This is a genomic window from Rhodoferax sp. LS1R11 (assembly GCF_056521395.1).
Genome location: NZ_JBWMAW010000003.1, coordinates 364297 through 387892, shown reverse-complemented (window position 1 = coordinate 387892; position 23596 = coordinate 364297). Strand labels below are relative to the sequence as shown.

The following is a 23596-nucleotide window of genomic DNA, read 5'->3' as shown; positions in this document are numbered from 1 at the left end:
TTGTAGCGCAATGAACTACAGCCCTCATCAACTCGCTTTTTTCGCACATCAACTCACACGCCGCGCCGCATCCAGTTCAATGGAGGCAATGGCCGGGGCACTGTTGGATGCACAAGTTGATTTGAATCCGCATCAAATTGATGCCGCGATGTTTGCCACCAGTAACCCGCTGTCCAAGGGAGTGATTCTTGCGGACGAAGTTGGCTTGGGTAAGACCATTGAGGCTGGCTTGCTAATTGCTCAACGTTGGGCTGAACGCAAGCGCCGTATTTTGGTGATTACCCCAGCCAATTTGCGCAAGCAATGGCACCAAGAGTTGGCAGACAAGTTCGGTTTGCCCGCCACGATTTTTGAGGCCAAGTCGTTTCGGCAGTTGGTTAAAGAAGGTGCGGTAAATCCATTCAATCGGTCGGGCATCATCATTTGCTCTTACCAGTTCGCTGCACGTAAAACGGTAGAGGTCAAAGCCGTTGCTTGGGACTTGGTGGTAATCGACGAAGCGCACCGGCTGCGCAATGTCTATAAGCCTGAGAATAAAACGGCACGCGCTCTGCAAGAAGCTTTGTCCCAACCGCAAAAGGTGCTGCTTACCGCGACCCCGCTGCAAAACTCCTTGCTGGAGTTATACGGGTTGGTGAGCTTTATCGACGAGCGCGTGTTTGGTGATCTGGATAGCTTCAAAAGCCAATTCGGCGCACTCAAAAACGCAGAGAGCTTTGATGCCTTAAAGAACCGCATTGCGCCCATTTGCAAGCGCACCTTGCGCCGCCAAGTGGAAGCCTATGTGAAGTACACCAAGCGTATTCCATTGTTGCGTGAGTTCACCCCCAGTGCAGACGAAACCGCGCTGTACAACCATGTGACGGAATACCTGGAGCGCGAAGCACTTCACGCGCTACCTAATAGCCAGCGACAACTTATCACGCTGGTGCTGCGCAAGCTGTTGGCATCAAGTACCTTTGCGATAGCGGGTGCGCTGGAAACACTGACCAACCGCCTCAAGAAAACGCTGGCAGAAAAAGCATCCACTCTGGATAAGGGTGTAGACAACGGTCGAGGATTGATTGACGAGTTGGATGAGGACTTTGAAACACTGGATGAAATCGCCGAAGAAACTAATGACGTAACTTCCGACTTGCCAGTGGATGAAGCCCAAGCCCGGACAAAAGAACAAGTACAAGCAATCGCCCAAGAAATTGCAGACCTAGAGTCATTCCGGCAATTGGCTGTTTCTATTACCGAAAACGCCAAAGGCACGGCATTGCTGCAAGCTTTGAAAGTTGCCTTTGCCAAGCTCAATGAGCTGGGTGCGGCCAAGAAGGCAATCATCTTCACCGAGTCGCGTCGCACGCAAGATTATTTGATGGGCTTGCTGGCAGCAACCCCGTACCAAGATGGGGTCGTGTTGTTCAACGGAACCAACAACGATGCGGCCTCTAAGCGCATCTATGCGGACTGGATTAAGCGACACGCTGGCACAGACCGCATTACAGGGTCGCGTACTGCCGACACCCGTGCTGCATTGGTTGAACATTTTCGTGAGTTCAACGGCCCCGATGGTTCGATCATGATTGCCACAGAAGCAGGCGCTGAGGGCATCAACCTTCAGTTCTGTTCGATGGTCATAAACTACGACTTGCCGTGGAATCCGCAGCGTATTGAGCAACGCATAGGCCGCTGCCACCGCTATGGACAAAAGCACGATGTGGTGGTGGTCAACTTCCTTAACCGCGAGAACGAAGCCGATAAGCGGGTGTACGAACTGCTAGACCAGAAATTCAAGCTGTTTGATGGCGTGTTTGGTGCCAGTGATGAAGTGCTGGGCGCGGTGGAATCTGGTGTCGATTTTGAACGCCGAATCGCCGAGATTTACCAAACCTGTAGACAGCCTGCGGCGATTCACACCGCTTTCGAGCAATTGCAACTTGATATGGCAGGTGAAATCAGCGATGCCATGCTCAAGGCGCGCAAGTCTCTGCTGGAAAACTTTGACGAGGATGTGCAAGAGCGGTTGCGGCTTCGCAGTCAGGATGCAAAAGCTTCTTTGGGCAAGCTAGAACGTCTGCTGATGCGCTTTACGAGTGGGGCGCTGAATGGTCATGCTGAATTTACGGATGACGAAACCAGCTTTGTTCTCAAAGCTACGCCTTCGTTCTTGGCAAATATGGGAGGTCAGGCAGAGCTAGATGCCGGACGCTATGAATTGCCGCGACGATCAGAAGATGCACATATTTACAGGCTGGGGCATCCGCTGGCACAAGCTCTGTTGCAACATGCCAAACAGCACCCCGGCTTGACCACTACATCGCCTGCGACAAAGATCGTCCTCGACTACGCCGCTTACGGTGCAAAGGTTTCAGTTGTTGAGCCCCTGCGTGGACAGCACGGTTGGCTGGAAGTGCAGTCCCTTCAAATTCGCTCGTTAGGTGCAGTCGAAGAGCATTTGCTGGTTGCAGCGGTCGATACCAATGGCAATGCCTTTGATGAGCAAGTGACCGAAAAACTGCTCAACCTGCCATGTGCATCCAACGTGCAGGTTGAGACCAGTTCGGTGGAACATCGCACACCGCTTGAGGCTGAAATTGAGCGGCAGAAGACACTCGTAGTGGCAGACCTTGAAACGCGCAACTTGGGCGCATTCACGCAAGAGACTGAAAAACTGGATGCTTGGGCGGATGACTTGAAAGTTGGCTTGGAGCGCGACATCAAGGAGCTAGACCGTCGCATCAAGGAGTCGCGCACTAAAAGCAAAGGCGCTGCGACCCTTGCTGACAAGCTGGCGGCACAAAAAGAGCAACGCGATCTTGAAGGCCAGCGTGACAAAAAACGCCGTGAATTATTCGACCGCCAGGACGAGATTCAACGCAAACGGGATGGCCTGATTGATGAGCTTGAACGTCAGTTAAAACAAGAAATAACCGTCAGTACGGTACTAACGTGTGAATGGGAGTTGATATGACAGATAACACTGGAAGTGAAGCGACTAAATCCACTCCGGCACAACAACTTGTCGATTTGATTTGCGAGACACTCTCTGCGGACAACGTTGTTGGGAGCTTGTCGATTGGCACCCTGAAACAGCAGATGCTTTCTGGAAAGGCGAAAGCAGAGGATTGGTATTTGGCGATTGAGTCGAACTTGGAAGTCATCAACGGAGGAAATAGTGATGGCAACTAAGCAGTCTCTGAAATCACTTCGCATCAAGGAGTTTCGTGGGTCTACTCGCGACTTCTCGATTTCGTTTGATGGGAAGAAGCCGTTGTCGTTAATTTACGGCGAAAACGGTACAGGAAAGACCACAATCTGTGATGCTTTTGACTTTGTTGGAAATGCCAAAGTTGGTTCACTAGAGAATCGTGGGCTAGGCACGTTGCAACCGTTTTGGCCAACAATCGGTAAAGCCAGAACAGATATTCTTGTTGAATTGACGGTTGATGCCACTACGTGGAAAGCCCAGGCTTCAACGAAGTCAGTTTCTATATCCCCTAGTACACCGCTTCCTCGCATCGAAGTCTTGCGTAGATCAACGGTCCTGAAATTGGTACAAGATGCTCCAAGCGAAAAATACGGAGCAATAAAACCGTTCATTGACATTTCTGTCGTGGAACAGGCTGAAACGGTATTGCGCGCCCTCATTCGCGATAAGCGTCTAGCAGAAAGTGAAGCCGTTAGTCGTATCGCTGAAAATAGTGATTCTCTCGAACGCTTGCGGCAGCAGTCAAACGCTTCGTTGGTAGATGCTATCGAGTGGGCAAAATCTGAGATAGCTACCCCACCCGTAGATCAAACCCAAGATATTGAATCGTACCGTGCTGCAATCAGGGGGGTAGAAGCTGTTATTGCTATAGAAAATGAAGTTAAAAATTCTATTTCTGATCTTGAAATTGCCTTATCAAATCTACGAAATGCTAACGATACATTGGGTAACGCCACTACGAATGCTTATTCCTCTGACGGTCAATTAATAGGTATTCTTCAGGCTGCAAAGAGTCACTATATAAATCATGCCGAAGGCGATATTTGTCCCTTATGTGAAAGCGCAGATAAAGCGGCGGGCTTAGTAAAACGAATAGACGAACGTCTATCCAAATTGACTGAATTGGAAGCTGCTCGCAGAAATGTAGCGTCTATAAATTCTATTGTTGAGTCAAAGCAGACTTTGCGACACGCCAGTCAAGAGAAAGTCAAAAACCTTGCCAGAGTAGCGGCTGACAAATTGGAGGCTACGAATTCAGATTTGAAAATCCCCGCCGAATTGGTGGCGCAGCAGCTTATTCAGGCAGCATCGACAGGAACCTTGAACGACGTAGACTTCAATGGCCTTCGCGATTTGGTTGAAATTGCAAATCAACTATGTACTGCAATGGATGGAAAGGCAGCAGCTTACAAAACGATTAAGGCGCTATACGAGCAGTATGATGCTAACAACACGCGTTTGACTCAAGTCTCAAGAGTTATACCTAAGCTGGAGCAGGCGCTCGCTATTTGTGAAACTCAGAGGAAAAAGTTTCTTGATGGCATCTTGTCTTCAATAGCTCAAGAAGTAGGACGAATTTACGAAGTCATCCATCCTGGAGAAGGCCTGAATAAAATAAGCCTGAAGCTAGACCCTAAAAAAACGGGCTCCCTTGATTTGTCCGCCGAGTTTCTAAATAAACAAGATCAACCGCCACACGCCTATTTCAGCGAATCCCATCTGGATACGTTAGGTCTATGTATCTTTTTGGCACTGGCTGGTAGGCAGTCGCCACATGACACCATTGTCGTGATGGATGATGTTCTTGGGAGTATCGACGAGCCACACGTAGATAGGCTAATAGAAATGCTCTACAAGGAATCCCAGCGATTCAAGCATACGATCATTACTACGCACTACCGACCGTGGAAGGAAAAATTCCGTTGGGGGTGGTTGCGAAGCGGTCAAGTAGAACTAATTGAGTTGAGGGCATGGGAATCTACAACAGGAATTCAGGTTGCTGGATTGACACAAGCGCCATTGATCGAGTTAAGAAACCACTTATCGCAACAACCAATTAGCACTCAAGCCGCGTGCGCCAGCGCAGGTGTTTTGTTGGAGGCCATTTGTGATTACCTGACCGCACTCTATGAGTGTGCGGTACCTCGTCGGAAAGGAAAACCCACTTTAGGTGACTTGCTGCCAAACATCAACGGCAAACTAAGGGATGCACTTCGAGTGGAAGTCAGACAGGCCGATGGAAGTTACCTGTCCATTCCACTGAATGGCAAGTTCGATCAGTTGCAACAAATGGCGCAATTACGAAATATATTCGGTTGTCATTACAACGATCTGGCCTTGCAGCTACCGGGTCAGGACGCTGCCCAGTTTGCGACAACAGTACATGAAATCGCATCGGCTTTGATTTGTGATGAGCAAGGTTGGCCTGGCTCGGACAAGTCAGGATCTTACTGGGCCACGAAAGAAGAAACACGACGCTTGCATCCATTGAAAAAGCCCAGTAAATGAAAAAACAAAAACTAGAACTCACATGGGTCGGCAAGGATGCCCGCCCGAAGTTAGAGCCGCGCATTCTGCTTGAGGACCCAAACAAGAGTTACCACGCCAAACATCGCGTGAGTGAGGTAGACAGTTTTGATAATCGTCTCATCTTTGGTGACAACTTGCTGGCGTTGAAGTCATTGGAGCAAGAGTTTGCGGGTAAGGTCAAATGCGTATTCATCGACCCTCCGTACAACACTGGAAGTGCATTCTCGCATTACGACGATGGACTAGAGCACTCTATTTGGTTAGGCTTGATTCGGGATAGATTGGAAATTATTCGCCGCCTAATGACTGATGATGGGTCACTTTGGATAACAATTGATGACAACGAAGCTCACTACCTCAAAGTATTGTGCGATGAAGTATTTGGTAGGACAAACTTTGTATCGAACGTAATTTGGCAAAAAGCTTACGCACCTCGCAGCAATGCCAACCTGATCTCAGACTCGCACGATCATATTTTGGTGTTTGCAAAAAATAAGCCACTCGTTAGATTTGGCCTGCTTGGACGGTCAAACGAGCAAACCGCAAAATACAAGAATCCTGATAATGATTCGCGTGGCCCTTGGAAGCCGGAAAATTCTTCAATCAGTCTCCTGTCCGGCCAAAGGGGTAAACAATATGCAAAGACTGGTGAAAGCGAAAATATCTTTGAAATTGCTTCCCCCGCTGGGGTGAAACATCTTCCTCCAAAAAATAGATGTTGGGCTTTCACGCCAAAGAAATATGAAAAGTTATTGGCCGAAAACCGGATTATTTTTGGCATGGACGGGAACGGTCGGCCTTCGATAAAACGATTCTTATCGGAAATTTCCACAGGCGTTATGCCGCAATCAGTTTGGCTACATGAAGAGGTGGGGCATAACCAAGAAGCGAGCAGAGAAATTCGTGACCTTTTCCCCAGCGATCCTTTTTCAACTCCAAAACCAGAAAAACTACTTCACAGGATAGTTGACCTAGCTACAAGTCCTGGGGATTTAGTTTTGGATTCATTCGCTGGCTCTGGCACTACTGGTGCGGTCGCTCATAAAATGGGACGTCGTTGGATCATGGTGGAGCTGGGTGAGCACTGCCACACACACATCATTCCGCGTTTGAAAAAGGTCATCAACGGTGAAGACAACGGCGGTATCACCGAGGTCTCTGACTGGCAAGGCGGGGGCGGATTTCGCTACTTCTCGTTAGCACCTAGCCTCTTAGAAAAAGACCGCTGGGGGAACTGGGTGGTCAACAAGGAATACAACGCTGAAATGTTGACTGCGGCGATATGCAAGTTGGAGGGGTTTGCCTATGCACCGTCCGACACTCGCTACTGGCAGCACGGCCACAGCACCGAGACAGACTTCATTTACGTGACTACGCAAACGCTGAATGCCGATCAATTGCAGGCATTGAGTGATGACGTGGGGGGTGAAAAAAGTCTGCTGGTGTGTTGCAGCGCCTTCAAGGGTGACGTCAACCGTTACCCCAACCTCACTCTCAAGAAGATTCCTAAGATGGTATTGACCAAGTGCGAATGGGGGCATGACGACTACAGTTTGAATGTAGAAAACTTACCCATGCAACAGCAGTCTGCCGTTGAACCAGTGCCAACAAAACGCGCAGCCTCCGCCAAAGCAGTGCAGACGGCGCAAGGTGGTTTATTTGATGCCAAAACTACAGATAAGGACACGGCTACACCCGGCAGTTCGGAGGTGAAGTCATGAGCCAGAATCCAATTCAAAAAGACAGCGGACGCGAAAAAGTTGCGCGCTCAATTGCTGGCCGACTGAGCCTGCGCCAGCCGCAAACTGAAAGCCTTGACATTCTGCACAACGCGCTTGAGGCCGTGCCGGCCTTACGCGACTCTCACGCACGTTCTCCCGATGAACTCAAGGCCATGCAGACGGCGCTTGCAAGTCAGTTTCCAACGCTGACTGACTTTGAACGTGAATTTCCGTCAATGTGCTTTGCCCTTGCCACTGGCGTTGGCAAGACGCGCTTGATGGGCGCATTCATCAGCTACCTGTACGCCGCGTATGGGTACAAGCACTTCTTCGTTCTAGCCCCCAATCTCACCATCTACGACAAGCTGATACGAGACTTCACGCCCAACACGCCGAAGTATGTGTTTAAGGGGATAGCAGAATTTGCAACCGCCGTGCCGGAAGTCATTACAGGCGAAACCTACGAGCAGCGCGGCGATTTGGTAAGCCAAGCGATTGATGCACCCGTCCAAGTCAACATCTTCAATATTTCCAAGATCAATTCCGAAGTGCGCGGTGGCAAAGCGCCAAAGATCAAACGCCTTTCGGAATACTTGGGGCAGAGCTATTTTGACTACCTTGCAGGCTTGCCCGACTTGGTGCTCATCATGGACGAGTCGCACCGTTACCGGGCAGGCGCTGGCATCCGGGCGCTGAATGAACTCAAGCCACTGTTAGGTCTGGAAGTAACAGCCACACCGTTTACTGAGGCTGCTGGCGGTAAGACCGTCCCCTTCAAGAACGTGGTGATGGACTACCCACTGGCGCGTGCCATTGAAGACGGCTTTGTGAAAGAGCCAGCGGTTGTCACCCAACAGAACTTCAACCCGGCTGACCACAGTTCAGAACAAATCGAAGTCATCAAGCTCAAAGATGGCGTGCGGGTGCATGAGGAAACCAAGGTTCATTTGCTGACCTATGCCGCGCAGACTGGGCTGAAACCTGTCAAACCGTTTGTGCTCGTGATTGCGCGTGACACCACTCATGCGGCGCAATTGCTGGCACGGATTGAAAGCGATACCTTCTTTGGTGGCAACTACAAGGGCAAAGTCATTCAGGTCGATTCAAGCCGTACAGGTGCGGAAGAAGAAGAAATGATTCGCCGCCTGCTGGCAGTGGAAAGCTACGACGAACCTACCGAGATTGTGATTCACGTCAACATGCTGAAAGAAGGCTGGGACGTTACCAATCTGTACACCATCGTACCGCTGCGTGCAGCCAATGCCCGCACGCTGATTGAGCAATCCATCGGGCGCGGCTTGCGCTTGCCTTATGGCCGTAAGACCGGGGTGGAAGTTGTAGACCGCCTAAACATCATTGCGCACGACAAGTTTCAAGAAGTCATTGCCGAAGCCAACAAGGGTGATTCACCAATTCGCCTGAAGCAACTCAAGCTTGACCCAACCGATTCCGAAGGCAACAGACTGACCAGCTATGCCGTGCCGTCCACGATGGCGGTGGTGCTGGGACTGGCCGATGTCAAGGGTACGGGTGCCAACGGGAAAAGCTTTGTGGCAAGTGGCCCTGTTGGCGGTGAAGCTATGTCTGGCGTAGTCAGCCCCGGCGTAACCACCGGACAGCAAACCACAGGCCATATTACGACCGTGCTGCATACGAGTGAAGATCGACAAATTGCGATGGCGGCGATGGAGGTCATTGCAGAGGTTGGGCGCTTACGTCACTCAATTGGGACAACAAGCAGTGGCGAGTCTGGCAAATTGATTGCTCCAACCAGTGCCTCTTTGTCTACCCCCAGCGTGCAAGAGCACATTGCTCAATTGGTGCAGCAGCGATTGATACCGCAGCAAGGTGAGTTACTGGAATCGAAGTTCAACGATGCGGCGGCAGTAGCTGAGGTGGTCAAGCAGGCGGTAGATATTTTCGTGGAGCATACGATTGACATTCCACGGATTTCAATCGTGCCCGTTGGCCCCGTGACAAGTGGATACGCGCCGTTCCAACTGGACATTTCACGCCTGAACTATCAGCCACTTGCCAACACGCTTGAGTCACACGGACTGCAATCAAACAAGGTGTTGACTTATGGCGAAGCGGCGGTTGTTGAGGAGTCGCGGTTTGCCGACTACATCGTGCGGGAGTTGATTAACTTTGACGACGTTTCCTACGACGACCACGCCGATTTCATCTACCAATTGGCCGATCAGGCGGTCACGCATTTTCAAACGTATCTGACCGATGACGACGCACTTCACAACGTGCTGGCGAACTATGCCAAGCCCATTGCTGACATCATCCATACGCAGATGGCCAAGAACTATGTCGAAGAATCGGCTGGTTCTGACGTGGTTATCAGTCAAGGCTTTGTGCCACTCAAGCCCTGCGCGTTTACGGCCAAAGACGATTTGAAGCCGCTGCATTGGGCTCCAGACGACAAGCGCACTATCGGTCAGTACCTGTATGGTGGCTTTTCACGTTGCGCCTACCCTTACCAGAAGTTCCACTCCGACACCGAGCGTATTCTTGCGACTGTCCTAGAGCGGCAAGCAGTACGCTGGTTCCGCCCAGCCTCCGGTCAGTTCAACATCTATTACCGTTCAGGCGCAAATCAACCTGAGTACATCCCCGATTTCGTTGCCGCTATGGATGGCGTGATTCTGATGATTGAAACAAAAAAGGCTCAGGAAGTTACTGCATCGCAGGAGTCAGAAACAGATGTGAGGGCTAAAGCTGATCAGGCTGCACTGTGGTGCAAAAATGCTTCTGACTACTCAAAAAGTGTCGGTGGCAAACCATGGCGTTATTTATTGATCCCACACGATGCGGTGGCCGCAAATGTTACGTTGGATAACCTCATTTCAAGATTTGGATTGTGACTTCCTGACCCAACAGTATCGAGGAAGAAAATGGCAAAAACAAAAAAATCAAAAGCTGGGTTTGAGTCACTTTTTGAAGAGGATTACCTCCTTCGGACATTGGGCCGAATCGCTCACGACCCAGAAGTTGCGCTAACCGAACTTGTCGCCAATGCGTGGGATGCAGGAGCATCGCTGGTTGACATCATTATTCCAACGGTGAGGAGTGGCACTCTCGTCGTTGAGGATGATGGCCATGGAATGAGTTCTACCCAGTTCAAAGGCCGTTGGATGAAACTTTCGTATGACCGGGTGAAACACCAAGGTCAGAATGTTGAGTTCCCGAAGGAACGAGACAGTTGGCGACGTAGAGCCTATGGCAGAAACGGCGTGGGACGGCATGGAATGCTGTGTTTTGCAGATGAATACGCGGTCGAAACTTGGCGTGAGGGCAAAGGCTCGAAGTTCGTAGTCAGCACACATAGTAGCGAGACACCTTTCAAAATTGCCAGTGAAACAGCTTTCTTGAAAACAGGTCATGGAACACGTCTGTCAGTCGAGGTTGATCGACACCTTCCTGATGCTGAAAAAATAGGACAAATTCTTTCGGCACGGTTCCTTCATGATCCCCAGTTCGTCGTTCGAGTAAATGGGCACTCAATTTCACTTTCGGAGCAACCAGGTCTGATTGAACAGAAAACCTTGCGAGTAACAGAAGACCTGACCGTTGAGGCCTACGTAGTTGATTCAGCCCGAGCGGCAAAGTCAACTCTTTATCAAGGCATCGCTTTCTGGATAAATGGCCGTCTTGTTGGAACCCCGAGTTGGATTGTTGGAAATACGGCCGTTCTTGATGGTCGAGGCCGACTCGCTAAGCGCTATTCAATAGTGATAAAGGCCGGCGACGAATGGATTCGAGAAATCGAACCTGATTGGTCCCGCTTTAAAAATACCGAGGTCGTTACGGAACTTAATTCCGCTGTTTGTCGATATTCACTTGAGGTTTTTGAGAGAGTGTCCGACTCCTTCGTTGATGAAAGCTCTGAGGATGTCCTAGTGCGGAATCGTGAACAATTTCGCGAACTTTCGACTCTTGGTCGCATTGAGGTTGCAACATTTACTCAAGAACTGGTGAAGCGCAATCCAGCGATAAATACTGAGACGTTATCAGCGGCTGTACAGGCAGTCATCAATTTAGAAAAATCTCGGAGTGGTGCGGCCCTACTTGAAAAGCTCACAAAGCTCGATGAATCAGATTTGGAAGGTCTTGATCGGCTGTTGGGGCAATGGACTGTACGAGATGCTTTGTCGGTGCTTGATGAGATTGACCATCGCCTTGCGGTCATCGTTGCCATTGAGAAGTTGTGCGGTGACCCATCCACGGATGAATTACACACACTTCACCCTCTTGTCACTCAAGCACGCTGGATTTTTGGTCCAGAGTTTGACAGTCATGAATACGCTTCGAACATTACTTTGCGTAACGCAGCAAACAAGGTGTTTGGGAAGAAAGTTGAGGCATGCGCGTTTATCAATGCAAAGCAACGTCCTGACATCGTGATTCTTTCGGACTCAACTTGTTCTATCGTTGGCACAGAGGTTTACGACAGCCAAGATCAGGCACTTACGCGAATTCAGGATGTACTAATTATTGAATTGAAAAAGGGTGCATCCGCCATTGGGCGTGAAGAGATGAACCAAGCGGATAGCTACGTCCAAGATTTTTTAAACAGTGGTGCCATGGATGGCACGCCCATGTTTCGTGCTTTTGTTGTAGGGCATGAGATAGCCCCGAAAACCAGTAAAGAAAAAGAAATCAAGGATGACGGTGTACTTCGTGGCCGGATAGTCGCAACCACTTATGGTCAATTGATTCGGCATGCCAATCACAGACTTTTTAAATTACGTGAAAAAATACCAACTCGCTATGAAGAAACAACAGGTGCCGATCTCATGAAGCGAGTCATGATGCAATCAAGCCAGAGCGTTATTTCGGATAAAAATGTGACTTGAGTGGATGCGAGGAACGCTCTGTAAGCTCCGAACTTTCTTGGAATTAAATATGCTTAGGCTCATGGGTGGCGCGAGCCTAAAGTGTGAAAATAATATATCCACTTGCCTGGCTGTCAATAGCCTGAGAAAATAGAGAAACATTTCGCTGCAATGGCGTGGTGTATTGACTGACGCGCCCTGCGTTGGTTTGGTTTTTCTTCCCCAATTCCCCGCTTGATTTTTCTTGTCATGCCATTGGTGCGTGCTGACTAAACACGTCTGTGCGCCCAAGGGTTTGGGGAATATTTTTCTTCAACCTCAGGTAGTGATAACTCTCAGTTATCGACAGCCAGAAAGCCCTTCAAAATGACCAAAATTTCCGCCAAAAACACGGGTACGGCAACCGCTCGCAAGTCCAAGACCGCCACTATCAGCAACCAACAACCGAAGCCACCACAGGCCGTTTTGGACGGTTTTTCAGCTACTGCTGACCGCTTCATGGAAGCTGCACAGTCCGAAGCCAGTAAGTGCGCGTATTCCAGCGATATTCGCATGTTCGCTGCCATTGGCATCACGGTTCCGGCCACCGCTGCGCAAGTGATCGAGTACCTGGCCAAATTCGCCGGAAATCTTTCCGTGGCAACCCTTGAGCGTCGGCTTATTTCTCTGCACAAAGCCCACCTCGAAAATTCGTTCAAATCCCCGACCGTTCATATTACGGTGAAACGCACCATGCAGGGTATCCGGCGCACGTTCGGCACAAAGCAAAAACAGGCTCGGCCAATGGTTAAAGACGACTTGCTTGAGGCGATGGTAATGATTGACCGCCAGAAGCCCATCAAAGCAGCGCGGGACCGTGCGCTTCTGCTGGTCGGTTTCGCATCCGCGATGCGTCGCTCGGAATTGGTGGCTGTGATGGTTGAACATTTGACGTACCTGCCCAACGGCGTTGAAATCTTTTTGCCCCACAGCAAAACCGACCAAGAACGGCAAGGCCGCACGGTCTTTGTGCCGTTCGCCAATGGCGACCGTTGCCCGGTGCGTGCGTTGATGCAGTGGCTAGATGTCGCCGAAATCAAAAATGGGTTTGTTTTTAGAGCCGTCACGCGCCATGACCGCATTGCACGGCATGGTTTGTCTGCGCAGTCGGTGGCGCTGGTGGTGAAGGCATCGGTGGCGCGTGTGGGCGGTGATGCCGATAAAGTCAGCGGCCACAGCCTACGCTCTGGCTACTGCACTCAAGCGGCCATGATCGGGCTGCAACCGTGGCAAATTCGAGAGCAAACCGGGCACAAATCAGATGTGACCTTAGCCAAGTACATCCGCGCCGTTGCGAAAAGAGCCATCCCCAGCTTGCTCTGAATAAAAAGATCAAAGCGTTACCTTACTGGTAGCGCTTTTTCCCATTAGGTGTCATGAAGTATTGACCACCTTTCGATTCAGTGCAGTCACTAATTCATGACTAATACTTTGGTTTTTGGCATCGTAGGACTTCTCATATCGCCTTGAGAAAAGGCAATTTTTTTATCCGATACATACTATTGAGTTCTTCAAAGTGCAGATGCAATACAGCAGCTAGTTCGCCCTCAGAGTAGTTGAGATCCTCTTGAATATTTTTTATCAAAGCGTCAAAAATACTGGTCTGTTCGTTTGCGAAGTTCAGCGACTCTGGTTCTCGCGTGCGATAGCCACGAGTGGACATGGTTCGCCAAAGGTATTGCGACTTCCCTTCGTCAATTACACCTAACGATTTAGCCTTGTAGATGAGCGCCGCCATAGATACTTTCCAATATGGCTTCAGGGCAGCGGCACGTTCAATAGTGAGATTCTGCAAGTCTGGGGCAATATCTGCGGCTGGCATGAGTAAGGCGGAGGCGAACTTATTTGCTTCGTTTTCCATGTCGGGGACAGGATAACGGTGCAAAACTATGTGACCCAACTCATGAGCCAGAGTGAATCGCTCGCGGTCTGCTGGCAGTGCATTGTTTATGAAAATCAACGGTGGCAAGTTGCTAATGCGGTAGCTGACTCCATCTATTTTCGCGCCGTTCATATTGCACTTGATGATGATGCAGCCTGCACGCTCAAGGTATTCTGTGAGGTTCTTGACGGGACCACGCGGCATTAACCAAGCGCGGCGAACGTTCTGGGCGATTACTTCGAGGTCACCTTCATAGTCTTCTATGTCGTATGTAGGTAGAGGCAGTTCGGGCTCCACTTCCACCATGGAAAGCAGTGTGTTTGTGTGGGCAATACGAACGTTTAATTCCGCAATCACTCTGTCGATAACCTTCTGACCAACAGAGGCACTTTTACGGAACATACCGTCATGCATGCTCATTGGCGATCCATACTCCCGCGCCTTTTGCGTAAAAAAGCTTATCGGGCAATTGAGGGCTCGGGCAAGTACCTCAATTTGGGGTGCAGTAACGTCCTTGAGCCCTTGCTCAATTTTTGAAAGAGTGCCTTGGGAAATTCCCGCAGCATCTGCCAACTCGGTCTGGCTAAGGCTCAGCATACGGCGGCGCAAGCTGAGCAGATCAGGCCGGAAGTCGGTGCTATTTCCCCTTTCCTGCTGTACTACGCTTGTGTTCATTGTCTCGGTCCTTGGTTTTCTTGATAACTCTCTCTGCGGGCGACCCTTGGGGTGTCGGTTGCTGCGGCATTTCGATAATAGTTTGCTCAATTTCAGCCGTTGCCAAGAGGTCGATTGTCCAAGCAATTTGCCCTTTATCCTTGCAAACCAGCATGATGCGTTCGACATCTAACTCGTCTCGTGTCGGAACGTAGACAAGCTCCAATCGGGTTAGACCTTCCAGTGCTTCGATAGGTTGTGACTTATCGAGGAATGCTTTGGCCGACTTCGTTTGCACGTTGTTGGTGCGTAAATTCCGTTTGCTCTTTTTGAAGCGCAGATAAAGGGCGCTCTCCACGTAGAGACCAACGTATGGACGTTTTGTCTCGACAGATACAAAGGCACTCTTGCTGTAGAACTTGTGCATGGCCACTTTTAAGAAGTAGTTGCACATGGCATTGCCCATAACCGTCTTCCAGTGCAAGTTGGCAGCATGGTCACTGGCGCGCCAAAGACCCCACGCTTCATGCACACATTCACGCAGATCGTTTATGTGCGGTTCAACGATTTGTTCAACTTCGTCTTTGCTGTGTTCAATCATTTGGGTCCTGTTTACCCCCGATGCCAAGCCGAAGGCAGGCGCTCTGGAGCTATGAAATGTTGGTAGCAGGATAATAACAGAAACAACATAACTTGCATCAAATTATTCCTAAAATTATTCCATGAATGCCAAATTTCATTCTTTCACTCCCTTTTCAATAACAGCGACGATGAGCATCCGGTGATGGGCAGATTTCACCGACCGGGCGACGAGCGGCGAAGCCTTGTGGTGGTGGTGCCCAATGCTTGTCATGAATGGCTGGAGCGACGACCGGGACAGCACTCGATTTGCTGACTGAGATGCCGATAGCGGAATTTAGTGCCGACCCCGTTGTTGGCGAAAGCGTTCAGGTCAACTCTCGGGCAACATTGCTGTAGAGATAAAATCAAGATGGGCTTTCAGTAGTCCCCGCATTCACCTCCCTGATGCGGCAGGCATCAAGCTTGTTCAGACCCAGCCTTTAAACCGCTGGGTTTTCTTTTGGCTGTGCTGATTTCAGAGAGTCTGCTGACAGTGGACTACGCCCTGATATGAGTCCTATGCAGAAGCCAACATCAGATGACCAATATCCGCCTTTGCAGGTCGCACACTGATCTCTATGTCGTAACCTAGCCGCGTCAAGCAATCCATCAGTTTGCGCTCTGACAGGTTGGTGAAATCACCGCGCATCATGTCGGAGACTTTGGGTTGCGTGATGCCCATGCGTTTGGCGGCATCTTGTTGCGTCAGGCCACGGCTGCGCATGGCTTTCCTGATCTCAATGACAAGCCCCGTTTTGATCTTGAGTTTTTCGGCATCAGCCAGACCAAGGTCAGCAAACACATTGCCGGAACCCCGTTGCACTTCAATGCCATCAATCAGTCGAGTTTTCATTTTCGCAACTCCTTTGCAAACGCTTCGGCTATTTTTAGCCTTGCGTGGATGATGTCCATTTCTTCCTTCGGCGTGGCGATGCCGCGCTTGCTTTTCTTCTGGAAGCAGTGAAGGACAAACACTGCCTCGGCGAACTTGACCGTGTACACGGCACGGTAGGTGCCACCAATATCGTCTTCCACCACCTCAAGCACCCCTGCACCGCCAAAACCTTTGAGCACTTTGGCTGCGTCATGCTTGTCACCAGACTGTGCCAACGACAAAGCGAAGCCGAAAAACCGCCGAACGTCCGCAGGCAAGGCCATCAAGTCTTTGTGGCTGCTGCCTATCCACTCAAGCGGTTTTTCGATACTTGGCATATCAATGATTATCCATGAAAAGGTATAAAATGCAACCCTTGTTTGCGCAGCGTGTCTTGCACGACTCAAGTATTGCTGCCTGCGATCTGCATCATGTAGTCGTTGTGCTTTGATGCCGAATCACGGGCAGGCTCCAGCGAAATTTTGGTGTAATATTTTTGTGTCGTCTGCATCGAACGGTGCCCCATAAGACTTTTGGTGACAGCCATGTTCGCGCCTAGCTCGGCTTGAATCGAGCCAAAAGTACAGCGTAAGTCATGCAATCTTGCGGGTCGCATACGAGCACCCGTGGTGTCAACGCCCAGCTTTTTAGCCTGTTCTTTAGCGTCTTGCAGGGTGTCCGCAGTGCGGCCATACTCCTTGTGTTCAATGCTGTGCCCAGCACTTTCAATGCGACGAAATATCTCTTGTGTTTCGTCACGATCAAAAATGCGAATCCATGCTTTCTTTGGCTCGTTCAGGTGCGGCGTTTTCGTCCCCCAACTTGGAAACAGATAGTCAGACGCACCGCTCAACTGAAGCTGACGTTCGACGATTTTGAAAGCCTGCCCAGAAAGCGGCACTTTATGCTCTCGTTTGCCCTTGAATTTCTCTTTGGGAATGATCCACGCCTGACTGACCATATCAAGCTCGCGCTTTTCTAGCGAAAGCAAATTCGCACGTCTGGCACCCGTCAACGCAGCCAGCATGAAAAAGTTACGCCAATTTTCATCAGGCTCTTTTTCGAGTGACGCGAAAAAACGGCGTAGTTCTTCACGACTCAGGCTGCGCAATCGCGGTTCTTCAGCATTTCGCTTGATAGCAATCACAGGGTTGGTCACTGTGACATCCTTGGCTGCCATTTCCCGCACAAAACGGTTAAAGACGCTACTCAGCAAAGCGATCACTCGATTGGCAGTGGACGGCTGCGCCACGCTGATCTTGTTGAACAGCTTTTCAATATGAGGGTATTTGATGTCCATCATTTTTAACGGCGCGAGGTTAACGCCCGCCTCGTCACTTGCGCAGAATCGCTCAAACTTGGAGAGGTCTTCGAGGTGACTTCGATTGCGCAGTTTGCTATGACTTTCGTAATAGGCGGTAAACGCCTGCTGCAACGTTGCGCTCTCACGGTAAGTGCGCATCTTGTCAAACGGACTCTCACCTGTTGCCACTTGCCCAATGATTTCATCCATCTTTCGGCGTGCTTGGTCAACCGTCATTTCTGGAAAGACCCCCAGAGACTTGCGTTCCGGCTTCCGGTTTACTTTCCGATAAAAGATGAAGGTTTTGCGCCCACTTGATCCAACGCCCATAGCAAGACCGGGGCGATCTTCGTCGTAATAATATTTGTAGCCAGCATCAGGCACAGGTAGTGCGATGATGTTGGTTTTGGTGAAGTGAATTTTTCGAGTTTCTGGCTGTGATTTTTCGGCTGGCATGACTAAAGACCTGATTTTTGGTTGCTACTCAATTGCAGTCATGAACGGGATTTGCTGCAATTTTGATAGCGGTTCCGTTGCTACCGTATTGCTACCACGGGTAGCAACGGAGATGTGTTTTCAATGATCTTAACCAGTTTGCGAAATTCACGCAAGCCTATGATTTTAAACAACTATTTATCTTTATTGACCTCCAATGAACAGCATCTATTTCGCCAAAAATGCACTGTTAATCCGTAGGTCCCTGGTTCGAGCCCAGGTCGAGGAGCCAGGTTTTTCATGCGGGAGTAGCTCAGTTGGTAGAGCGCAACCTTGCCAAGGTTGAGGTCGAGAGTTCGAGACTCTTCTCCCGCTCCATATGGTCCATATTGCCCTTTGGCAACCCATGACTGTGTGGACCATGTGAATTCGTTTGAATCCAAACGAAAAACCCAGCGCGATGGCTGGGTCCTTCGAAATTCCTACCAACCCAATATCTGCTTAGCGCGCCTTTTTGGCTTTGGACGCTGGCGCAACGGATGCCAGGGCGGAGGCACCTTTTTCCATGGCGGCGTCGAGCGTAGTTTCCGCTGTCGTTGCAGCGTCTTTCAGGTTCTTGGCGACTGAAGCAAAGGCTTCTGGCGCTGGGTGAGCCTTTTCGACGGCATCAACCGTGCTGTGAAACTGTCCGAAGCTCAAAGAGGTCGCCTCTTTCAAATTCTTGGCAAACATGGCCATGCCCGCTTCGGCTGAAGCCTTCATGATTTCAAACGCGGCCTGCGGGTCCTTGATGCCCTTGATGGACTCCACGGTTTCAGCAATGGCCGCTTGTGCCTCTTTGGCCTGGTTTTGAGCCAAATCAGCCCATGCCTTCAGGCTTTCCTGTGCTGGCTTGATCGCGTCCTGCATGGCCGCTGGATTGATTTTTGAAGCAGATTCCGACATGGTCTTTGCGATGGCTTCGAAGGGGGTGTTCTTGAACATTTGATGGCCTTTGTTAAAAAATGGTGCAGTGCAGCAATTATCAATCAAATGACAAGGTCGTGCTCATACAAACGAAGAATTCGTCTTGATTAGTAGCGCAGACCTAGATCAAGCAGAACGGTCAAGGACGCGCCACCTGGGCCACCATGCTGTCAGGCGCCCAGCCGCCACCCATCGCCTTGTAAAGGCTCACGATCGCCGTGAGGTGGTTGCGCTGGGTGTCGATCAAGCCGGACTCGGCCTGCGCCAGGTCGCGCTGCGCATTCAGCACTTCCAGGTAGCTGGAGTAACCCGCCTTGTAGCGCAAGTCGGACAGGCGCAAGGTGTTGCGCAAGGCCTCGATACGCCGGTTGGTGGTGCTGGCGATCTCACGGCCTGCGGCCACGTTGTTCAAGGCGTCATGCACATCCCTGAAGGCGTTTTGCACCGTCTGGGTGTACTGGGCCAGGGCTTGCTGCTCCCGCGCATTGGCCGCAGCTACCACCGCGCCGATGGCGCCTGCGCGAAACACCGGCTGCGTCAGGTTGCCCACCAGGTTCCAGAACAGTGAGGCGGGGTCGAACAGGCTGGACAGGTCTTTGGACTGCTGCCCCAATCCGGCCGTCAGACTCAACTTCGGGAAGTACGCCGCACGGGCCTGGCCGATGTCGGCGTTGGCGGCCATCAGCGCTTGCTCGGCACTGACGATGTCGGGCCGACGCGTCAACATGTCCGACGGCAGGTCTGCCGGGATCGCCTGACGGGCATACAAGGCGCTCACGTCGGCCCCCCGCGCCAGAATGGGCTGCAGGATGGCGCCGGGCGTGCGGCCCAGCAGCACGGCCAGTGCCGCCTCGGCGTTGCTTCGGTTTTGCCGCGTAGCCTGCAGCGTCGCCTCGACGCTGGCAGCTTCGGACTCGGCTTGGCGCAGGTCCAGCGCCCCGATCACCCCCCCCTCCAGGCGGCGCTTTTGCAAGCGCAGGTTCTCTTGCCGGGTGGCCAGGGTTTGCTCGGCCAGCATCATTTGGGCATCCAGCGCCCGCAGTGCAAAGTAACTTTGCGCCACATTGGCGTACAAGGTGGTCAACACCGTGCCGCGGTTGGCGGCCTGACCCAGCAGCCGGGCGCGGGCCGCTTCATCGGCGCGGGCATATTTGCCCCAGAAGTCGATTTCGTAGCTGGCGCTCAAACCCACCTGCGTGTCGGTGGAGAACGGCCCGGCACTGGTGTTGTAGGTAGCCGCATTTTCGCTGCCACGCCGGCGCGTCGCACCCGCGTTCAGGTCCACCGTGGGGTAGAAGTTGGACTGGTTCTGGTCCAGGGTGGCACGGGCTTCTGCCATGCGGGCGGTGGCCAGGGCCAGGTCCTGGTTGTTGCTGGCGGCCTCCATCAGCAAGGCGTCAAGCGCCGGGTCCTGAAAGCCTTTCCACCACGTCAGCCAGTCCACCTGGACGGTGCTGCCCGTGGCGGGCAGGCTCGCAGGCACATCCAGCACCGGGCGCTCGTAGTTTTTACCTAAATTGGCTGTACCGCACGCGGATATTGTGCAAGCCGCTACTAAAGTAATAGCAAAATAATTCAACTGTTTGATGCGCTTAAACATGGTGCGCTCCTTCGCCATGAGCGGGTTTGCTCAAAAATTTGTAGTCTTCAGGTTCACTGCGAAAGTGCCAGTCGTTCACCAGTTTGAAAAACAGGGGGACCAGAAAGACCGCCAGGAAAGTGGCCGCGAGCATGCCGCCTAGAACACCGGTACCAATCGACTGGCGCGCTGCCGCGCCCGCGCCGCTGGAGAAGGCCAGTGGCACCACACCCAGAATGAACGCGAGCGAAGTCATCAAGATGGGCCTGAAGCGCAGTCGCGCCGCTTCCAACGCAGCCGCCACGGGGCTCAGGCCTTCGTGCACCTTCATCATTGCAAACTCGACGATCAGAATCGCGTTCTTGGCGGACAGGCCCAACAGGGTGACCAGACCAATCTGGAAGTACACGTCGTTAGCATAGTTGCGCAAGTACACCGCCACCAGCGCGCCAAAGATACCAAAGGGCAAAGCGAGCAAGACGGACAGGGGCAACGACCATTTTTCATACTGCGCCGCCAGGATCAAAAAGATCATGACAAAACCGGCTGTCAACGCCAGCGTGCTGGAGCCGCTGCTGCGCTTTTGCTGGAAGGCCGTGCCACCCCAGTCGTAGCCCATGTCGGCGGGCAACACGTTGGCTGCGGCGCGCTCCATCGCGGCAATGGCCTGGCCCGAGCTGTAGCCCGGTTTGGGATCGCCAATGATCTGGATGCTGGGCAAGGCATTGAAGTGCTGCACCGAATCGGGGCCGGAGACAAACTTCACTTCAGCCACCGAGCGGATCTGGATCATCTGGCCGGTTTTGGAGCGCACATACAGCGCGCCGATGTCTTCCGGCTTGGCGCGGTACTGGCCTTCGGCCTGCATCAGCACCTGGTAGATACGCCCACTCTTGTTGAAGTCGTTGACGTAATAGCTGCCCAGGGTCGCGGCCAGGGTGTTGTAGATGTCGGCCACGGCGATGCCCATGGAACGGGCCTTCTCGGTGTCAACATTGACAAACAGCTGGGGCGAGTTGGCTTGCCACAGGGTTTTGACGCCTTGCAGTTCAGGCTGCTTGTTGGCCTCGGCCAGCAAGGCCGGCAGCGTTTGCGCCAGGCGCCGCACGCCACCGTCGCCCTTGTTTTGCAGGTAGAACTCAAAGCCGCCGGTCTGGCCCAGGCCCTGGATCGCCGGGGGCGAGAAGGCCAGGGGCAGGCCTTCCTTGATGCCGCCGGTTTTCATGTAGGTCTCGGTCACCAGGTCTTTGGCCGACTGGGTGCGCTCAGCCCAGGGTTTGAGCGGGAAGAACATGGTGGCCGCAGATGACTTCAAGCCACCACCGCCCAAAAAGTTCAAGCCCACCAGGCTGAACACGGTGTCGATGTTTTTGTTGGGTGACATGGCGGCCTCCACTTGTTTAACCACCTGGTTGGTGCGCTCCAGCGCTGCACCTTCCGGCAGGATCACGGCGCCAATGAAGTAGCCCTGGTCTTCGTCCGGTACCAGGCCTGAGGGAACTATTTTGAACAACAGCCCGGTCAAAGCGCCCATGCCCACAAACAGCGCCAGGCCGAGCACGCCACGCTTGAGGAAGAAGGCCACGCCCCGGGTGTAGCGCGTCGTCAGTTTCGCGAAGCTGCGGTTGAACCAGTCGAAAAACTTGTTCCGGCGCTCCATGTTGGGCTTGAGCAGCACCGCGCACAAGGCGGGCGTCAAGGTCAGCGCCACAATACCCGAAAGCACCACGGCAATGGTGATGGTGACCGAGAACTGGCGGTACAACTCCCCCGCCAGGCCGCCCAAAAAGGCGACGGGAATAAAGGCCGCACACAGCACCAGCACGATGGCGATCACGGGGCCGGTGACTTCCTGCATGGCTTCAATGGCGGCATCGCGCGGACTCATGTTTTCTTCATGCATGAGGCGCTCGACGTTTTCCAGCACCACAATCGCGTCGTCCACCACGATACCAATGGCCAGCACCATGCCGAACAGGGTCAGCGTGTTAATGCTGTAGCCCAGCAGGTGCAAACCGGCCATGGTGCCAATCAGCGACACCGGCACCGCGAGTGTCGGAATGATGGTGGCACGCCAGCTTTGCAAGAAGAGGTAGACCACGATGAATACCAGCACCATCGCTTCGACCAGGGTCTTCAGCACTTCGTGAATCGACTCGGTCACAAACGGCGTCGTGTCGTACGGCGTTGAATAGGTCAGGCCTTCGGGGAACTTGGCCTTGAGCGCGACCAGCGTTTTCTCCAGCGCCTCCCGGGTGTCCAACGCATTGGCGCCGGTTTGCAGGAACACACCCACGGGGATCGCGGGGTGGCCATTGACGCGGCCATAGAAGTTGTAGTCCTTGGCCCCCAGTTCGACCCGGGCCACGTCCTTCAACCGGACCATGGCACCTTTGTCGCCGCTTCGTACAACGATGTTGGCAAACTGCTCGGGCTCCAGCAGGCGGCCTTTGGCCGTCACGGTGAGCGTCAACTCCTCGGTGTTGTTGGGCGGCGCGCCGATCTTGCCGGCGGCGTACTGGGCATTCTGTTCCGTGACGGCACTGGAAATGTCACCCACGGTGATGCCCAGTTGCGCCATGCGGTCAGGTCGCAACCAGATGCGCATGGCGTAATCTTTGGCGCCAAAAATCTGCACATTGGTAGTACCGGGCACGCGTTTGACGGCATCCAGCACGTTTTGCGTCACGTAGTTGGAGATGAAGAGCGCGTCATAACGGTCATCCGGTGAATAGATGGCCGCCACCGTCATGAAGCTGGCGGAGCTTTTGGCCACCGTCAGCCCCTGGCGCTGCACCTCTTGCGGTAGCTTGTTCAGCACCTGGTTGACGCGGTTGTTCACGTTCACGGCGGCGATGTCGAGGTTGGTGCCGACATCAAACGTCACGTTGATCGTGACGGCGCCATCGCCCGACGAAGTAGAGCTCATGTAGAGCATCTTTTCCACGCCGTTGATCGACTGTTCGATGGGCGCGGCCACCGTGGTTTCCAGCACCTCGGCCGAGGCGCCGGGGTAGACCGCGGTCACACTGACCACGGGTGGTGAGATTTCCGGGTAACGCGAGATCGGCAAAATGCGCATGGCGGCCAGACCGGCCAGCACCAGGAACAGCGAGAGCACCGTCGCGAAAATCGGACGGTCAATAAAGAACTTGGAGAACATGGGGCGTTT

The 23596-nt window shown here is 52.4% G+C and carries 15 protein-coding genes and 1 tRNA gene; 8 read left to right on the top strand and 8 right to left on the bottom strand.

What is annotated here, in order from left to right:
- Positions 1 to 10: 10 nt before the first annotated feature.
- From AC097N_RS06530 to AC097N_RS06500, 7 genes are all read left to right on the top strand, one after another.
- On the top strand, positions 11 to 2959 hold the full coding sequence (locus AC097N_RS06530) for an SNF2-related protein (protein ID WP_479580078.1): 2949 nt from the start codon (positions 11 to 13) through the stop codon (positions 2957 to 2959).
- Positions 2956 to 3177, top strand: coding sequence for a hypothetical protein (locus AC097N_RS06525; protein WP_479580077.1), 222 nt, complete (start codon positions 2956 to 2958; stop codon positions 3175 to 3177). Before AC097N_RS06530 ends, AC097N_RS06525 begins: the two co-directional genes overlap by 4 nt.
- Entirely contained in the window at positions 3167 to 5485 is a 2319-nt protein-coding gene (locus AC097N_RS06520) for an AAA family ATPase (protein ID WP_479580076.1), read from the top strand. The genes AC097N_RS06525 and AC097N_RS06520 overlap by 11 nt, the downstream gene beginning before the upstream one ends.
- Positions 5482 to 7227: a site-specific DNA-methyltransferase gene (locus AC097N_RS06515; RefSeq protein ID WP_479580075.1), complete on the top strand. Its 1746-nt coding sequence runs from the start codon at positions 5482 to 5484 to the stop codon at positions 7225 to 7227. The genes AC097N_RS06520 and AC097N_RS06515 overlap by 4 nt, the downstream gene beginning before the upstream one ends.
- Positions 7224 to 10100: a DEAD/DEAH box helicase gene (locus tag AC097N_RS06510; RefSeq protein ID WP_479580074.1), complete on the top strand. Its 2877-nt coding sequence runs from the start codon at positions 7224 to 7226 to the stop codon at positions 10098 to 10100. The genes AC097N_RS06515 and AC097N_RS06510 overlap by 4 nt, the downstream gene beginning before the upstream one ends.
- Before the next feature lie 30 nt (positions 10101 to 10130).
- Complete coding sequence (locus AC097N_RS06505) at positions 10131 to 12092, top strand: ATP-binding protein (protein ID WP_479580073.1); 1962 nt, start codon at positions 10131 to 10133, stop codon at positions 12090 to 12092.
- A 477-nt stretch (positions 12093 to 12569) separates the two neighbouring features.
- Positions 12570 to 13433, top strand: a complete 864-nt coding sequence (locus AC097N_RS06500; RefSeq protein WP_479580072.1) for a site-specific integrase — start codon at positions 12570 to 12572, stop codon at positions 13431 to 13433.
- 133 nt (positions 13434 to 13566) lie between these two features.
- On the opposite strand, the gene AC097N_RS06495 is transcribed toward AC097N_RS06500, so the two are convergent.
- The 5 genes from AC097N_RS06495 to AC097N_RS06475 all read right to left on the bottom strand — a co-directional run bounded on the left by AC097N_RS06495 (position 13567) and on the right by AC097N_RS06475 (position 17900).
- Entirely contained in the window at positions 13567 to 14667 is a 1101-nt protein-coding gene (locus tag AC097N_RS06495; protein WP_479580071.1) for an ImmA/IrrE family metallo-endopeptidase, read from the bottom strand.
- Positions 14630 to 15247, bottom strand: coding sequence for a hypothetical protein (locus AC097N_RS06490; protein ID WP_479580070.1), 618 nt, complete (start codon positions 15245 to 15247; stop codon positions 14630 to 14632). Before AC097N_RS06490 ends, AC097N_RS06495 begins: the two co-directional genes overlap by 38 nt.
- A gap of 537 nt (positions 15248 to 15784) precedes the next feature.
- Positions 15785 to 16120, bottom strand: a complete 336-nt coding sequence (locus AC097N_RS06485; RefSeq protein WP_479580069.1) for a helix-turn-helix domain-containing protein — start codon at positions 16118 to 16120, stop codon at positions 15785 to 15787.
- On the bottom strand, positions 16117 to 16479 hold the full coding sequence (locus AC097N_RS06480) for a type II toxin-antitoxin system RelE/ParE family toxin (RefSeq protein ID WP_479580101.1): 363 nt from the start codon (positions 16477 to 16479) through the stop codon (positions 16117 to 16119). Before AC097N_RS06480 ends, AC097N_RS06485 begins: the two co-directional genes overlap by 4 nt.
- A gap of 65 nt (positions 16480 to 16544) precedes the next feature.
- A complete protein-coding gene (locus AC097N_RS06475; protein WP_479580068.1) occupies positions 16545 to 17900 on the bottom strand; it encodes a tyrosine-type recombinase/integrase in 1356 nt (451 codons plus the stop codon).
- Between the two features lie 281 nt (positions 17901 to 18181).
- On the opposite strand from AC097N_RS06475, the gene AC097N_RS06470 reads away from it, so the two are divergent.
- Positions 18182 to 18257, top strand: a tRNA-Gly gene (locus AC097N_RS06470).
- A gap of 123 nt (positions 18258 to 18380) precedes the next feature.
- Here AC097N_RS06470 and AC097N_RS06465 read toward each other — a convergent pair.
- From AC097N_RS06465 to AC097N_RS06455, 3 genes are all read right to left on the bottom strand, one after another.
- A complete protein-coding gene (locus tag AC097N_RS06465) occupies positions 18381 to 18863 on the bottom strand; it encodes a hypothetical protein (protein WP_479580067.1) in 483 nt (160 codons plus the stop codon).
- Positions 18864 to 18984: 121 nt separating this feature from the next.
- Positions 18985 to 20445 carry an efflux transporter outer membrane subunit gene (locus AC097N_RS06460; protein WP_479580066.1) on the bottom strand — a complete coding sequence of 487 codons (1461 nt, stop codon included), beginning with the start codon at positions 20443 to 20445 and terminating at the stop codon, positions 18985 to 18987.
- Complete coding sequence (locus AC097N_RS06455) at positions 20438 to 23587, bottom strand: efflux RND transporter permease subunit (protein ID WP_479580065.1); 3150 nt, start codon at positions 23585 to 23587, stop codon at positions 20438 to 20440. Before AC097N_RS06455 ends, AC097N_RS06460 begins: the two co-directional genes overlap by 8 nt.
- Positions 23588 to 23596: the final 9 nt, after the last annotated feature.